The sequence below is a fragment of the Vibrio sp. S12_S33 genome, assembly GCF_963889785.1.
GTDB classification, from domain to species: Bacteria; Pseudomonadota; Gammaproteobacteria; order Enterobacterales; family Vibrionaceae; genus Vibrio; species Vibrio aestuarianus.
Genome location: NZ_CAWPQZ010000014.1, coordinates 24,244 through 40,986, shown reverse-complemented (window position 1 = coordinate 40,986; position 16,743 = coordinate 24,244). Strand labels below are relative to the sequence as shown.

At 41.7% G+C, this 16,743-nt stretch carries 12 protein-coding genes and 1 tRNA gene; 4 read left to right on the top strand and 9 right to left on the bottom strand.

The genetic code is table 11. The features are described from left to right. Positions 1–143: 143 nt before the first annotated feature. The 4 genes from AACW06_RS08765 to AACW06_RS08750 form a co-directional block, all read right to left on the bottom strand. On the bottom strand, positions 144–1,688 hold the full coding sequence (locus tag AACW06_RS08765) for a replication endonuclease (RefSeq protein ID WP_192074779.1): 1,545 nt from the start codon (positions 1,686–1,688) through the stop codon (positions 144–146). 243 nt (positions 1,689–1,931) lie between these two features. Continuing rightward, on the bottom strand, positions 1,932–2,174 hold the full coding sequence (locus AACW06_RS08760) for a helix-turn-helix transcriptional regulator (RefSeq protein WP_192074778.1): 243 nt from the start codon (positions 2,172–2,174) through the stop codon (positions 1,932–1,934). 71 nt (positions 2,175–2,245) lie between these two features. Next, positions 2,246–3,139, bottom strand: a complete 894-nt coding sequence (locus AACW06_RS08755; protein ID WP_192074777.1) for a hypothetical protein — start codon at positions 3,137–3,139, stop codon at positions 2,246–2,248. Positions 3,140–3,285: 146 nt separating this feature from the next. Next, complete coding sequence (locus tag AACW06_RS08750) at positions 3,286–4,518, bottom strand: tyrosine-type recombinase/integrase (protein ID WP_192074776.1); 1,233 nt, start codon at positions 4,516–4,518, stop codon at positions 3,286–3,288. A gap of 161 nt (positions 4,519–4,679) precedes the next feature. Between AACW06_RS08750 and AACW06_RS08745 the strand changes: the two genes are divergently transcribed. Together AACW06_RS08745 and AACW06_RS08740 are read left to right on the top strand one after the other, a co-directional pair. Next, positions 4,680–4,775 (top strand) — tRNA-OTHER (locus AACW06_RS08745). 202 nt (positions 4,776–4,977) lie between these two features. Then, positions 4,978–5,484 (top strand): Fe3+-citrate ABC transporter substrate-binding protein, encoded by a 507-nt coding sequence (locus AACW06_RS08740; protein ID WP_053311008.1) that lies wholly within the window; start codon positions 4,978–4,980, stop codon positions 5,482–5,484. Between the two features lie 222 nt (positions 5,485–5,706). On the opposite strand, the gene AACW06_RS08735 is transcribed toward AACW06_RS08740, so the two are convergent. From AACW06_RS08735 to AACW06_RS08720, 4 genes are all read right to left on the bottom strand, one after another. Continuing rightward, on the bottom strand, positions 5,707–6,669 hold the full coding sequence (locus AACW06_RS08735) for an OmpA family protein (RefSeq protein WP_192074775.1): 963 nt from the start codon (positions 6,667–6,669) through the stop codon (positions 5,707–5,709). Positions 6,670–6,904: 235 nt separating this feature from the next. Continuing rightward, a complete protein-coding gene (gene gltX / locus AACW06_RS08730) occupies positions 6,905–8,332 on the bottom strand; it encodes a glutamate--tRNA ligase (protein WP_192074774.1) in 1,428 nt (475 codons plus the stop codon). A 106-nt stretch (positions 8,333–8,438) separates the two neighbouring features. Next, positions 8,439–9,041, bottom strand: coding sequence for a YccT family protein (locus tag AACW06_RS08725; RefSeq protein ID WP_192074773.1), 603 nt, complete (start codon positions 9,039–9,041; stop codon positions 8,439–8,441). Between the two features lie 74 nt (positions 9,042–9,115). Beyond that, the gene (locus AACW06_RS08720) at positions 9,116–10,267 is read right to left on the bottom strand and encodes a porin (protein WP_053310966.1); all 1,152 of its coding nucleotides are present in this window, start codon (positions 10,265–10,267) and stop codon (positions 9,116–9,118) included. Positions 10,268–10,767: 500 nt separating this feature from the next. On the opposite strand from AACW06_RS08720, the gene AACW06_RS08715 reads away from it, so the two are divergent. Both AACW06_RS08715 and AACW06_RS08710 read left to right on the top strand, forming a co-directional pair. Further along, the gene (locus AACW06_RS08715; RefSeq protein ID WP_192074772.1) at positions 10,768–13,485 is read left to right on the top strand and encodes a heavy metal translocating P-type ATPase; all 2,718 of its coding nucleotides are present in this window, start codon (positions 10,768–10,770) and stop codon (positions 13,483–13,485) included. 2 nt (positions 13,486–13,487) lie between these two features. Next, entirely contained in the window at positions 13,488–13,943 is a 456-nt protein-coding gene (locus tag AACW06_RS08710) for a DUF411 domain-containing protein (protein WP_192074771.1), read from the top strand. Between the two features lie 67 nt (positions 13,944–14,010). On the opposite strand, the gene AACW06_RS08705 is transcribed toward AACW06_RS08710, so the two are convergent. After that, a complete protein-coding gene (locus AACW06_RS08705) occupies positions 14,011–16,662 on the bottom strand; it encodes a beta-N-acetylhexosaminidase (RefSeq protein WP_192074770.1) in 2,652 nt (883 codons plus the stop codon). Positions 16,663–16,743 lie beyond the last annotated feature (81 nt).

The following is a 16,743-nucleotide window of genomic DNA, read 5'->3' as shown; positions in this document are numbered from 1 at the left end:
CAAATGAATGCATGTACGCCAGACCACTTATTTGCATATTGATATCACAAAAACAACCATGTATTTTCATAAAGACAAGTAGCTTACTTCACATAAGAAACTCTCTTTTTTTAAATAAATACACTTATTCACAGAACTCCAAGTTAAAAAGCATGGCGAACGCTTGCATCAATACGCCACTGAAAAACACGAGTGATAATTTCATGTCCAGCTGTAAATACCCCTTTCAACGCTCTCATAAGCTCGCTATCGCAATATTGAATCGTTTTGATTACACCAGTATCTCTATCTACTGAAAGCTCGTAGTAAGGCTTAAATACCTGTTCTTTGCGCAAGCTAAATACGCCGCCCATTTTTTTAGTAAACACTTTCCAGTTGCCAGAGTCTGCCGCTTCAACAATTTCCTTAGCTAATTGGGTAAGCCCTTCTACACACTTCAAACGTCTTAACTCTCGCCATACAGTGACAGAACAACCGCCCAACTGCTGAAATTGACGAATTCCCCAGCAAGACGCCCATGCGTCAACACGGGCTGCCGCATCCCTTGGATCCTCACCATAAACACCATCTTCTAAATCACTACCATCAATATTCTTTGAAATGTATTTAGCTATGTAGCCTGTCGCACTTCCTTTCGACGGGTCAATTTTCACTTCGGTAAAACGGTGTTCAGTCGCGCCACTCTCATCACCATCTTCGCGTAAAGCGTACTCACGCATAATATTTACCATTTCGTCGTAACGGCTAGGCTCAACAAATAAGAGTAAGTGCCAATGTGGTGTACCGTCATGCTGAGGTTCTGCCACACGAAAGCCATAGAATCGGATGTTTAATCGATTCAATTTAGAGCGAATTAGTTGCCAAATATTATTTAGATATTGCTGTCCGTCTAATGGTGTATACCCTTCCCATTTCGGATTTTCATGACCGGATTTTGAATAACTACGGTGATACTTAGACGGGCAAGTAATAGTAAGAAACGTTGCCTCATGTCCTAATTCCTTGGCTAACTCTTCAAACCCTCTAGCTCTCATCATCAATTCGCCTTTACGAATCTTTGGGTCTGATACCCCTTTCTGTGAAAGCTCCAACAGAGAAAAGCTTTGCCCTAGCTCATTCGTAGCAATCGTATTTTCTAAGTAAGCACGCTGATAGTCTTTCTGACGAATTCGAGCTATTAACGTTGGATTTGAGCAATATAAACTCTTCTGCTTATTCACCTGGTTAAGGTGATGCAAAACGGCTTCAATATTTTGTCGTAACGACTTTCTGATTTTTCTTAGCCACCATTTATGGTCTCCATAGCGACTTAACTCCCCGTTTAGACTGTAACTCACAGTTGTCTGATTGATACCCTGCTGTTGAACGAAAAGACGAACCGGATATAAAGCCAACTCATCGTCCAAATACTGACGACGCAGGGCTAACGTAGACTTAGCCAAATGCTTTGCTTTAGCTCTAAGGTCATCTTCTGACAGGTTTAACTCAAGTTTGCTTAAAGGGATAGAAAGCTTTCTAGCAATATTGTCTGTCGTAACTCGAAGGTAGGTATTACGTTCAAACTTACTCGGTTGGCGCAAATATTTGTTTAGCAATAAATGTTGAATTTCTAGCGGAAACGGAGAAAGCCTTTGTTCAACAAAGGCTCTGTCATCACGGTCAACAAAGGTTAGATTAAGGCAACTCATACGGCTGCCTTCCCTTTCGCTGTTATTGAATAAGCATCCCAGCGAATCCCGTAAACTAACTTAGGGATTCCTATAATAAGCCCTTCCTCAACGAGCCTATTTATTGTCCGACTAGAAACTCGAATTGGAAGACGCCTTTTCGGAACAATGTCACCACGTTTCGGACAGTTTTCATCAGAACAGACTTCAAACTTTCGTCCGGTACGCATCCAAAATAATAATGTGATTTGGTCTTTGGTCAGGTTAGGCATAACTTAATACCTCCTGAGACAGATGATCTAACTTAGTATGGCTTTCTAGCCACTGGTCTAAGTCTTCTTTTAGGTAACGGACAGCGCGTCCGATTTTAATAAACGGTGGAGCATCGGTGCGATTCTTACGCTGCCCTTCCATTCTAGCCTGACGTAGAAATGAACGGCTCATTCCGATATAGACAGCAGTTTCCTGCTCTGTGTATGCGCGTTTCCCAACGGTAGCGAGTGACATGTAATGATCTCCTGTTGTTCACTGGAAACCATTAAAACGTGTTAAATCTGCACGTGCAGATTACCGTGCAGCTAGCCATGAAGGTTTTTTCTTACTTCACTAATTAAATTTTGAAAACGCCTGTATGTTATTGTTTTAGTCACATCACCCTGACCAAAGTAACTCAAATCATCTTGCGTTATTTCAAATATCACTTCATCAATATCAAATTGTTTCAAATCACTTTCAAATTCTTTCCGCAATAAATTCCAAATCGTGCTCGAGCTATATTCAAAATTATTTGAAATAATTCTCTCGATTATTTGTTTTATCGGATGTGTTTCAATATTGGGGGAATGTGATGTTACGTGAGCTTTCTCAAGCGAAGTTTCCAACTTTTCAATAAGGCGGTTAAGGTCTTCAAGATCGACTCGAAGAGCATCAGATGTAACCGTTAGCTTACCAGAGCGAAAATAGTCTTTTTGATCCTCTTTAATATCATTTGAATTCTGATCATATGTTCCAGCAACCTTACTTAACATTACGGTCATATTATTAAACATTTGAAGACCTGACTTGCCAACTCCAACTTGTGGATATGCCCAGATCATTCTTTCAGGTTTATTAATTGAAGTAGGGATATAAGGGGTTCTATCATGTTCTACTTTTCCGAACTTCTCTTCGACCGTCCCCCAGCCAAGAATATTTTCCGGATGTTTAATCATCACTAGACTGACCTGTTGGGGCTTGTCACTTTCAGCAAATGACTTTGAAGCTTCCTTAGTTAAGCCAACAATACCTTCGTAACGAAAAACTCCGTAGACATAACGGGTTCCATCATTGGTATGGACTGCCCCCATAGTGTCAGACTTAACGTTAGCAGAAAATGATAGATCTCCCCTTTCAACCAGCTCCAAAATATCGCCTTTGGTGAAAGGGGTTTTCTGTTCTATTTCTTCTATACGTATATAACGACGTTTTATCACGATTCCCCCAACCGATTAGTTTTTCTTCTTAACTTAACGTTACATAACGAACTTAATGACTCCAACGTAACATAACGTTACGTAGAAGCTAAAAACGCTAACCTGTTTACGTTATTTATTTAGCAATTCACCATATCACTAATGACTCATCCAATCAGGTTAACAGCAGCAGCTTTGTGCTCTGGAGCAAGGTGCGCATAACGTAACGTCATTTTGAGATCAGCATGACCTAACAACTCACGAACAGTATTTAGATCGACTCCTGCCATAACCAATTTACTGGCAAAGTGATGGCGTAAATCGTGGAAACGGAAATTTTCAATCTTGGCGTTGCTAAGAACTCTCATCCAAGGTTTCTTAACATCGGTAATAGCCTCTTCACCAGCACCAACAAACACAAACTCAGAATCAAGGTTTTGTGTTCGCCACGTTTTAAGCACCTCAAAGACCGTATTGTTCAACGGTACATTTCGAATCATCTTAGATTTTGCATTCTGTGCCGTTACCGTTAAGTAACCTTTATCGAAAGAAATCTCTCGCCATCGGAGCGAAAGTAGTTCACCTCTACGCAGACCTGTATTTATCGCGGTAATGACAAGAGGCTCCAGATAATCAACATACTGAACATCATCAAACGTAGGAAATAGCACTAAGTTGCGTTCTTTTCTGAATTGGTTTGCTGATTCTCTTTGCCGCCTAACTTCTTTATCCCTCTCTTTTAACGCCTTGAACAAAGCATCTTCTTCGATAACGCTCAGGTAACGTATACGAGTGTTATCTTCTCGAACTAGCTTAATACTCTTGAAATTGTGCTTTTCAATTAACTCCCATTCAACAGCTCGATTCATAGCAGCTTTTAGACGATTAAAGGAATAAGTAATCGTTGCGGGTGATACGCCTTGTTTTCGACGTTCAGTAACCCACTGCTGCAAATCCCATGATGAAATCGAATCTAAGTTCATATCTAGTAACAAGCTAAAAGCAGAAGTGATATTTCTATAGGCTTTATTAGCAGTTTTAGGATTTAGAGCCACCAAATATGGCAGGTAAGTATTTTTGAGGTATGAGCCTAATGTAAGGTTCTTTCGTTCCTCTTCTTTCTTGGCTACTTGCTTCTCTTCTTGAACATTCACACCGCTCACTACTCGACCAGAAAGCTCTTTAGCCTGATCTCTTGCCTGAGCAGGAGTAAGGACGTTGGCAGAACCTATTAAGTAATTATGCTGCTTACCGTTAAAGCGATAGAACAGGTAATAGTTAATATGTCCCTTTGGTGAAATCCGCGCATGAAAACCGGATACCTCCGTATCATTTAGCCTTTTGTCTTCCACCTTGAGGCTTTTGATTGTCGCTGTAGTGATTTTTTTAGTTATCGGCATAAATGACCCACTTTTACTAGAACACCACGCTGTGTATCACATGTGTAGCAAAACGCGATTCCTGTGTAGCAAATATGTAGCAGATTCATTATATTCAGACGAACAAGAATGAACAACAAAAAACAAATAAATAGAATTTTAACGTTTAAATACAAAAGGTTATTTTAATATCAAAGTTCATCACTGTTCATTGAGAAACACTAAAAAAGCCCCTCCTAAGGGGCAGGCCACAGGTTCAACTCCTGTCGGGAGCGCCATATAAAATAAAGGCTAGCCAGTTAACCCAGCTAGCCTTTATTTCATCTCTTGCATCCCAAATACAGCTAACGGCTCTGCTATTCTTACTCAAAACTCACCCAACCTTGATTCAAGCGACTATTATTCATATATAGTGCGCACTACACGTTCCACTTCAAATAATCTAAAATAAATAATAATAGAACTATCGATATGAAGATGATGAAAAAGAGTAACCTGATAACAAATACTGGTCACCGCTTTATCTCTAAGGCGAAAACAGCCTATAAAATTCACATCCACACCCCTGATGATACGGTCTTGCACCGCTCTGTCGGTTACATTCGTATCGGTGAAAAAAAGGGGTTGAAAAAGGCAATTAAGTTAAGAAATGAGTTAGGAATGGAAATGTGGGGTAAACATTGGCGCCGTTTGTTAAAAGATCCTTATCTGATGACTCGCCTTCCTCATAGTTTGGAGCCAAAGATTATCAATAAACCAAGGCCGACTCAGGAGAACCCTGATGCTCGAGATCCTTGCTATATCGCAGCTTGGCGCCACTATGATGATAAAGGTAATTGTGAGTTCCAGAGTGTCGTTTGTTCTATCAACAAACACGGCAAACTTGGCGCTTATACCAAAACCAAAAAAGCATTGCTGGAAGCCTACAAAGATTATCTTGATATTCTGGTTTACATGGGCCGATTAAACAGCATAGATTTGAAATGATACTAATCACGGCAAGTAATCAGAAATAGCATAGGAAAAATACTTGAGGACAAAGCGGAATTTTTTGATAAGTAGTTATTCTACAATCAAAAATTCTAACACCATTATCGAGTATTTTAACAAGCTAGGATGACCAGTGTTTACTACAATTGGCATGACTTAACATTCCGATAATAAAGCCCGCTTTGTCGCGGGCTTTAGCATTATTGATCACAAATAAAGTTAGTTTGTCACTTCGTATTCAAACTCAGGAATAACAATATCGACTCGGCGATTTAGCTTGCGCCCTTCCACTGTATCATTTGACGCAATTGGCTTACTCTCTCCTTCACCTTTCGCTGTGATACGACTTGCTTCAACGCCTTTAGCGATGACGGCATCAGCAACCGCTTGAGCACGTTTTTCCGATAGTTTTTGGTTATAAGCCGCAGCCCCTGTTGAATCAGTATGACCTGTAATTTCAACGCGTGACTGAGGGTAAGTGCTCAAGTAAGTGACGAGCTTATCGAGAATTTCTTCACTTTGTTGAGTTAATGTTGAGCTATCATGCTCAAAGTTACTACCATCTAAACTTTGGAATGGCACACTTTTAACTACAGTTGTCGTTTCAATAACCACAACAGATTCCTCGACCACCTCTTCGACCATCATCGGTTCTGGTTCAGACTTACTACCACCAAATTTATAAGCCACCCCTAAAGTTGCAGAGTTTCCTTGAGCGCGTACAAGATCGTTATTAATATCTGTAATTGCTTGGTATTCCACACGGAATGTTAAATTATTATCGGTATTAAATTCTAAACCGGCTGCGCCTAGATATGAGTAGTCATCTTCACTGCCGTAATCAACATAAGCGCCACCGACTTTGGCATAAAACTCGACCCCATAAGCCAACGGAACACTAAATTTAGGAGCTAAGGTGATCACATTAACTTTATCATTATCAAGACCTGCACCACTGAATTCACCAAGATAATCATAACCTGCTTCTATAGAGAGCCAATCAAGTGCTTGGTAACCCAAGAACACACCAACTGTAGACGAATCATCATCACATGTATCCACCGAACGACAAGCATCATCTAGCCATGATTTACCGACCTTGCCTCCAAGATACACCTCAGCCATTGTGGCAGAAGATGCAAAAAGAAGTGACGCCGAAATAACTGCTGCTAACTTTTTCATATAAATTCCTTCCACGTTATAGTTATTATGATGACTTTACCTAAGAGAAACAATCGCTCTGACCTCAGATAAACTTTGCATCGCAGCCATTACTATAGCCTATGAAAAGAAAGGATGAATAACGAATTAACTTATTTTTATCACTATTTTGTAAAAACTTACAAACCCATCACACTAAATAATTTAACAAAAACCGCAGCGAAGGCTGCGGTTGATTTAATTATCAAGTGAGATATTACTGCACGTTAGCTTCACGTTGCGTAATAAAGTCGAGAGCCATCTTGATACGAGCAACAACGCGCTCTTTACCAATAAGCTGCATAACAGCATCTACAGATGGTGATTGACCACCACCAGTAACGGCAACACGTAAAGGCATACCAATTTTACCCATACCGATCTCAAGTTCTTCACACACTTCAGCAATGACGTTATGTAAGTTTTCTGTTGTCCACTCAGTCAAAACTTCCATTTTATTCAAAGCTAATGTCAATGGCTCTTTTGCTACACCACGTAAGTGCTTTTTCGCGGCGTTTTCATCAAACTCAGAGAAATCTTCAAAGAAATAACGCGACTGCTCAGCAAGCTCAACCAAAGTGTTGCAACGCTCGCCGACCAATTTAACGATCTCTGCCAATACAGGGCCATTATCTCGATTAATACCTTGATGCTCAAAATGCCACTCTAAGTGCTTGGCAACATATTGTGGATCCGAGGTTTTAATGTAATGGTTATTTAACCACAATAGCTTGTCAGTATTGAATGCTGAAGCCGATTTACTGATCGCGTTTAAGCTAAAGAATTCAATCATCTCTTCACGGGAGAAAATCTCTTGATCGCCGTGAGACCAACCTAGGCGAACAAGGTAGTTATTTAATGCTTCAGGTAAGTAACCTTCATCACGATATTGCATTACTGACACCGCGCCGTGGCGTTTTGAAAGTTTCGCACCATCGTCACCTAGAATCATTGCGCAGTGTGCAAACACTGGCACTGGTGCACCTAGAGCTTCATAGATATTGATTTGACGAGGCGTGTTGTTGATATGATCTTCACCACGTACAACATGAGTAATACCCATATCCCAGTCATCAACAACCACACAGAAGTTGTAAGTTGGAGAACCGTCAGTACGACGGATGATTAAATCATCCATTTGGCTGTTGGAAATCTCAATACGGCCACGAATTTGGTCATTGAAAACAACACTGCCTTCTTTCGGGTTGCGGAAACGAATAACGCATGGGTCACCATCTTTCGCCGTGTCATTGACCGCTTTGATTTTAGGGTGATCTGCATCGTAACGAGGCATCTCTTTATTCGCTTCTTGCTCAGCGCGAATTTCATCTAGCAATTCTTTAGATGCGTAGCATTTGTATGCTTTATCTTCCGCCAGCAGCTTATCAACCATTTCGTTGTAACGATCAAAATGTTTAGTTTGGAAATATGGGCCCTCATCCCACTCCAAACCTAACCAAGTCATACCTTCAAGAATCGCATCTACTGCTTCTTGGGTAGAACGTTCTAGGTCCGTATCTTCAATACGTAAAACGAACTCACCACCTTGGTTTTTTGCATAAAGCCAAGAGTAAAGTGCAGTACGCGCACCACCTACGTGAAGATAGCCAGTTGGGCTAGGAGCAAAACGAGTTTTAACCGTCATTTGATTTCCTTAGGGATAAAAATACAGCGGAGAATAGTTCCGCTGCGAATACAAGGATAAAAAGTGACGACATTTTACCACTGACAAGTAAATCTACAATCCTCGATTACTTCAAGTTTCTCAATGCCCACTGCATAAATTCTTGTTGTTGCTCTTTTGAGAGGCTTGAAAACTCATTTTTCAGGTCGGTTGTTCCACTTGCAGTGCTTTTTGAACTATCAGTAATAACGGTTGCATTTTCATTTTGATGATTAAAATCAGCAACTTCTCGTTCGTAATCTCTAAATCCTTGTAGACCATTTTTATTCATTACCAATAATGAATATTCTTTCGTCTGCTTATCTTGATTGGTAAATGAAAACGTCGGTTTTTTTTCGAAAGATTTAGCATCTTCGATCGTTCTCAGGTTGGGATAGTTTAGTGTTAGTAACTCATCACTACCTGTTGAAAACTCGATAATCATAGGTTGAGAATCAAATTTTCTTCGTTTTCCATCTTGAAAAACAATTTGTCCAATAGTGACCACCAACTGATTGGCACCATTTTTTAGTTCTAACTGTTGCGGCTGTATAAAATCATCCGCTTGTACCGCTTGACCATTTAACACTTGCGGGACAATTTCAGATTGAAGTTGAATGGAAGCGGCGAATGCTTGTAAAGAAAATAGGGTAGATAGCCCTGCAATAATAAATCGTTTTTTTAATAACATCTTCGGACCTCATTATTTTTATAAGCCGTCAAAGGGCGGAAACCGCCCTTTAGGATATTTAGCCTTGTGGCTGATTAAAAATAGTATTCAACGCCCACAGAAAATTCTACGTAATCATCAGATTTCCAACGCTCAGTACCAGTCACTTTTCCATCAGCATCTTTATCTTGATAACCATTGGCATAAGACGCTTTATCACCAAAATCGAGTGTACGCGCGCGCACATATAGCACCGCAGATGGGTCGACAAAATACATCACTTGAGCAGAAAGAACATCGTCATCTGTATTGTCTAGCGTTTTACCATTGCGCTCTAACTCAAAGTTTGCTGCGTAACCGAGTTTATATTGCCAGTCACCCGTGGTGTACATCAAACCTGCTGACATTGCATTTTGCTTTTCATCATCACCAGCAGTGGATTTAGCATCCATCATTTTGTATTGAGCAAAGAAAGAGATGCCATTGTCAAACCAACCTTGTAAACCGACTAGGTAAGTATTGTTATCCCATTTAGTACCTTCAGTGGCAATATCACGGTTTCCTTCGTAAGCAGCATCAATTTGTACAGGACCAATTTTATAATGAGCCGCGACACCTGCCCAATAGTCATCACCTTCACCTAAACCAGCCTTATCACCCGCGCCCGCCGCAACATCTAACGAGAAAGCATTACCATACATTGGGGAGTCCCAGCGAACAGTATTTGATTGGCGATCTTGATATTTCGCTCCGCCAATAGAACCACCCCAGTCGAACACATCACCTAAACCTGGGTTCGATGCTGGCCAGTCAACAAGTTCATATAATGGCGTCAACACACGACCGACACGAATTTGCCCCATATTTTCGCTTTCAAAACCTACGAAGGTATCACGCTCTCCCAGACCAGCACCTTCACCACCAAAACTAGGGTCTACATACCCCCCTTCAATTTGCCAAAGGAAAGTTGGACCAAAATTTGCAAATTGTTTTTTACCACGGAAACCAATGCGTGATTCATTATTGAACTGCATTCCACCCAAATTATCATCTTTAACACTATCACCGCTGTCATAATCACGATACGCGGCCTGCATCGCGATAATGCCGTAAACTTCATAGGCAAATGAATCCTTGGTTAAGAATTTTTCAGCAGCATCGCCATTTGCTCCTTCAGCAAAAGCCGCACCACTCATCATTAAACTAGAAACCACTGCACCTAATAACGTTTTTTTGAAATGAGACATAAGATAAACCCCTATATATTATTTTTAAGTTTTTTATCCCCATTCAAATTCATACAGGACAGGAATATGAATCATCTGGAGAACCATTTATGGACGGGGCCAATATGACAAACTTTTTTTTCTCCAAAAAATAGGACAGACATTTCTCTGACAAACTTCAAAATAACCAAAAACAAACAAATATAAATCATTAAAAAACAATTAGTTACATCAACCATAAAAACAAAAAAACGTTAAAATTAACTTTTTATAAGATGTAGTAATAGTGATTTATGTTTTTAAGGACAGTTTTGTGAGTCAATCAACATCGTATTGATCAAAATTTACGGAACTTTATTTACATCTATAAATATCTTTGAAGTCAGTCGCAACAAACTCGCCGTCATATTGAATAAAAAAGTCACAATTTGACGATTTTGTCGAAATGACGCTAGCGCTTGACCTTGCCCTTAAGGGAAGGTTTATGCTACTCGGTAATAGAATGACTCGGGGATCTATCAATGAAACATTTCAGCATACCGCTAGCCGGTCTTAAATGTATGGGCTGCGCTAAAAAAATAGAACGTCAGCTAAAGCAGCAAGCCAATGTAGAAATCCACCAGCTTACCACCACATTGATTGAATTGACGACGTCCGCATCGTTAGATGAACTTATTGATGAAATCGAGTCATTAGGCTATCAAGCCGGTAATCATCTTGAATTTGAATTACAAGGTTTGAATTGCGGTGGCTGTGTGAACAAACTTACTTCACTGCTTAAAGTATCCGATCAAATCACTCGCCTGTTGGTCACTAAAACACAATTGTCTTTAGTGACGACCCTATCAGCTGCCAGTATCCAACAACAAGTAGCATCTCTCGGTTATCAAGCGCTTATAGAAGAAGAAAATCGTGAAGCTGAGCAACAAAGCGCACCAACAGCAGTTGATAACACCAATCTACCTAAACAACCTGATATGTTGGAATACTTTTCAACAGTAAGCATTCACTTACTGATCCAAGGCATGACCTGTGCTAGCTGCGTCTCTTCCGTAGAGAAAGCCTTATTAGCCGTAAAAGGTGTCAAACGAGCTCAAATAAATTTAGCCGAACAAAGCGCATTGGTTGCCACCTCTTCGCAAAATGAAGCCTTGGTGCAACAGTTACTTAAAAATGTAAAAGAAGCCGGATACCGCGCAGAAAAAATGGATGACCCGGCATTACAACAGCAAAAGCAGCAACAACAATTACAAGAAACACTGAAGCACCACCAACGCTGTGCTTGGCTTGGTTTGATGCTCGGTATTCCGCTCATGGGCTGGAGTGTCGCTGGCGGAAACATGATGATCCTATCGACACTTGATCAATGGTTATGGGGAATGATTGGTTTACTCTGCTTGGGGTTGTTGGCAACCGCAGGTCGCCAATTTTTCAGCAATGCTTGGCTGGCCCTAACTCATCGCCGAGCCACAATGGATACCTTAGTTGCACTAGGTACTGGCGCTGCGTGGATTTATTCGATGCTGGTCATTATCGTCCCCAACTGGTTTCCGCTTGCTTCTCGCCATGTGTACTTTGAAGCCAGTGCGATGATCATTGGTTTGATTTCTCTCGGACATTATATTGAAGCCAGAGCCAAAGCCAAAACCACCCAATCTTTGCAAGCACTGATCAACCTTCAACCTCAACAGGCGACATTAATAACAGAGCAAGGGGATAAAACCATCGACGTTGGCACTATTCAGTTAGGCATGAAATTACGTATCAAGCCTGGAGAAAAGGCTCCTATTGATGGCAAAGTGCTCACAGGAGAGTCCTACCTTGATGAATCGATGCTCACAGGAGAGCCAATTCCAGTACTAAAAACCAAAGGAGACGGCATATCCGCTGGCACCATCAATAATGACGGCAGTTTAATCATTGAAGCAACAGGCATTGGTGCACAAACCATGCTGGCGCGAATTATCCAAATGGTCCGCCAGGCACAAAGTAGTAAACCCGCCATTGCCAAACTGGCAGACCAAATTTCAGCCATATTTATCCCCATCGTGGTGTTAATCGCCTTATTTTCAGCCTTTACCTGGTATCTGTTTGGTCCTGACCCCAAGGCAAGTTATATGCTGGTTGTAGCAACCACGGTGTTAATTATCGCTTGTCCTTGCGCTTTGGGGTTAGCAACACCTCTGTCGGTTACAGTGGGGGTCGGCAAAGCCGCTGAAATGGGCATATTAATTCGCGATGCCGATGTCTTGCAGTCAGCCAGTAAAATAACCACAGTTGTTTTTGACAAAACCGGTACCCTAACTCAAGGCAAACCAAGCGTTCAAAGTGTGGATACTTTTGAAATCGACAAGCAACGCTTACTCTCTATCGCCTATTCTATTGAACAACATTCCGATCACCCGTTGGCGAAAGCGGTTTGCCAATTCGCACAGCAACACGCGATTCAACCACTGTCAATTGAACAATTTGTCAACTTAAGAGGCAAAGGGTTAAGTGCAAATGTTCAAGGAGAGCGCATTACCATCGCCTCCATTGCTCATATTCAGTCGCTGGGGATTTCACTCGCCCCCGTTGACGAAACAATTAAACGCTATGCTGCAAAGGCATGGACTCCGATGGTCATTACCATTAATGATCAAATCAAAGGAATGATCGCCATTGCAGACCCGATAAAAGAAGAGGCGGCTCAAGCTATCTCCGCTTTGACGAAACTGGGCATTCACACTGTCATGCTTACCGGTGATACTCAAAGTGTAGCTAATGCCATCGCAAAACAATTAGGGATAAAACAAGTGATCGCTCAGGTGCTGCCCGCACAAAAAGCACAACATATCAATAAGCTACAAAAACAAGGTCAAGTGGTAGCGATGGTCGGTGATGGTATTAACGATGCGCCAGCACTTGCCAAAGCCGACATAAGTATGGCAATGGGCAGCGGCAGTGATGTTGCGATTGAGAGCGCACAAATGACACTGTTGAACTCTTCACCACTGACTGTGGTTAATGCTATCGCTCTATCCAAAGCCACCATTAAAAATATGAAGCAGAATCTATTGGGAGCCTTTGTCTATAACTCGCTAGGCATCCCGATTGCGGCGGGCATTCTCTACCCTGCTTTTGGCTTTTTACTCAGCCCAGTGGTTGCAGGCGCGGCCATGGCATTTTCTTCAATTACGGTAGTCAGTAATGCCAATCGCTTACGACTATTTAAAACGCCCTTTATTTCACAGAGGTGATTATGAAACTAAAAACACTATCCATGACGATGCTAACACTCGCGATGGCGAGCTTATCGGCTCAAAGTATCGCATCAGCAACTGTCACCAATTATAAGTCTCCTTACTGTGGTTGTTGCGGTGATTGGAGTAAACATATGGAACAGCAAGGCTTTACCGTCAAAGAAGAGCTACATGAAAATATGAATCCCATCAAACAAAAGTTTGGCATTACGCAAGAGCTAGCCTCTTGCCATACCGCCGTTATTGATGGCTATATTTTTGAAGGCCATGTCCCAGCCGATGACATTAAAGCATTCCTTGCTAACCCACCGAAAAATGCTAAAGGTTTAGCTGTTCCGGGCATGCCGATCGGTTCTCCAGGTATGGAGCATGGTAATAAAAAAGATGCTTACTCGGTTTACGCGTTCAACGAACAAGGGCAAGCGTTTGAGTTTTCACACCACGCTGGCAACTAGCCCTATATCTTAGAGCTATCAACGAAAAAGCCTTCGGAGATCGGAGGCTTTCATTTAAATGGGGCCGCTATTTGATGCTAGTGACTCGGCTAGCACGCTCACCGTTAGTAGATACCGAACGAATCCACACCTCACCGTTAACCTTAGGTTTTGCTGAATCATCGTAATCTAACCAGCTTTCACCATCAACAGAGTATTGTAATTCGACTCCTGGGAATTGAACATTCATTGCCAACTGACCCGCTTCAATTTTAGCACCAGGGACTGGAAGGCGGTATTCAATGCCCGCTTTATCTAACTTAGCTAACTCGCGTTGACCAATAATATTGGCAAAACGAACCCAATCTTGGTTAAGTTGCGTTTTATTCACTAAATTAGTCTGCTGTGAGTACTCAACGCCAACTTTGTAGTCATTTTCCCACTCAGCCTTATGCCATGCACGTTCAGCAGCGGCAAGTACACGCGGGAAGACCATGTATTCATACTGTTCGTCATTGCGTACTGTTTCAGACCACAATTGTGCCGACAAACCATAGAAAGGTTTCGCTTCAACTTCACCTTTACCACTAAAACCGTTGCCATCACGGTCTAAAGACGTTTCCGCATTTTGTGGCATGTTTTCCGGTGCAAAACCAAACATCTTACGCGTATCCGTGGCGCGTGTTGCCCAGTAATAACCTCGCTCTTTAGGGTCGGCTTCGTATGGCATATCCATATAGACATAGTCTGGGTTAGAAACAATGACGTCATAACCTTTTGCTGACCAATCGTATACTGATGAAGTGCCCCCCCAGTACAGAACGTCCCAGAAGTTTACTCGTTGACCTTCTGTGGCAAACGCATCCGGACCTTCACTATATTTCAGACCATCTTGCCATGCTTGGAAATTAGGGATGCCTTTTTCAGCCACAATCTTAGATACCTGCTCTGCAAAATGACTTGGCAGATGACCGAAGTCGCTCACAGTACCATCAGCGATCAAAGACTGACACTGTGGAGACTGTTGGAATGGTTTATCTTGCTTAGATAAGTCAATGTTACCTTTCCATGCCACTTTGCCTTCTGCATTAATATCTTGTAAGCCAGCGCCTAGCTTAATATTCTTCGCTTCATCACCACCAAAGTGCCATGTAGTGAGTGGAGCGCCTGCTTCTTGGTGCATTGCCGCTACTTCAGAGATTACCTTATCAACAAAGCGAGTTGATGAGTCCATACATGGATTGATAAAACTTTGCTTATCGTAGAACTGAACCGTTGTTACATTGGAGGTATCTTGTGGATCCATCAAGCGATATTCGTTTGCCGCCTCCACATTACCTTGCTCCATTAGGCGCTCAAAGCGTGCTTCCATCGACACTACCGCCGAACGAGCGTGCGCTGGCATATCAATTTCAGGAATCACTTCAATATTGCGAGCCTTCGCATATTTCAAAATATCAATGTAATCGGCCTTGCTAAAGTAACCAGAACCAAAGTTATCCGAGGTTGGCCCTGAGCCAAGTTGAGGAAGTAAACAGCTTTTCTCTTGTAGGTCAAAACAACGATTCGAACCAATATCGGTCAGCTCTGGTAACCCAGGGATTTCTAAACGCCAACCTTCATCATCAGTCAAGTGTAGGTGTAGCTTATTCATTTTGTACGCAGCCATTTGCTCCAAGGTGGCTAAAATAGCTTGCTTAGAATGGAAGTTACGAGCGACATCAACCATTACGCCACGATACTCGAACCGTGGAGCATCTTGAATGCTTATCACCGGCAAAGACTTTTCATTTTGGCTATCAATCAAGCCAAAGATCGATTGAACGGCATAGAAAGCACCAGCTTGGTCAAAAGCCTCAATGCCGATACCATCCTTTTGAATATCTAAAGAATACGCACCCGATTTAGCCATATCCCCAGAAAATGCTGCCGCATCAACTTTAACGCTAACAGGCAATTCCCCATTTAGACTTACACCGAGTAAATCCGCTCTAGAAACTAATGCTGCGTATTGTGCAGAGTCAAAGCCTTCTTCGACAACCTTCAAACCTTGGCTTAAATCAACCGAGCCTTGTCCCACAAAGGTATGCAGGGGTGTCGGAATAAGCGTAGTGGACACATCTTTGCTATGAACATCATTATTTTTTTCAAAGCGAGTGATTGCCGTTGCAAAAACATTATTATCACCAGCAGTTCGCTTAATATTGTTTCCTTCTAAACCTTGTACAAACGAAGCGGTATCTTCAGTATTGAGCGAGGCAATTAACTTAGGCTCAGCATTAGGGCCACTTACAAAAGCGCCAGGCATAAAGTCAGTTTCGAACAACTGCCAATATTCACTAATTAAAGGAAGTTCCACTTCCTCTCCAGCGGCAAACCCATCAAATTTGTCTGTCGGTTCAAGTTTATGTAAATCACCCGTTAAACGAGTAATTTTAAACTGCTCATTTTCAACATCCAGAATAAGGCGGATACTATGGAAATAGATAGCCCAATCTTTTGAATCTACAGCCTCACCATGATTAGTCAGTGTCATATTCACCTTATTACAAGATGCCCATTCCGCACCAAGATCTTGGCAGGCTAGACCTTCATCAGCACCATGGTTGGTTAACACGGTATATTTAATATCGATGTTATTGGCTAATGAGTCGATGACTTGTTGCTCTGAAGATTGATACACTGAACACCCAGATAGGGTGGCAAGGACTGAAACGGCGATCAAATTACGTTTAATCATATGACTAACCTTACACTTAATAGACTGGAATAAAGTCCAAATAAGGGACTTAAAAAAACGTCAGCCAGTGGCTGCTCTACA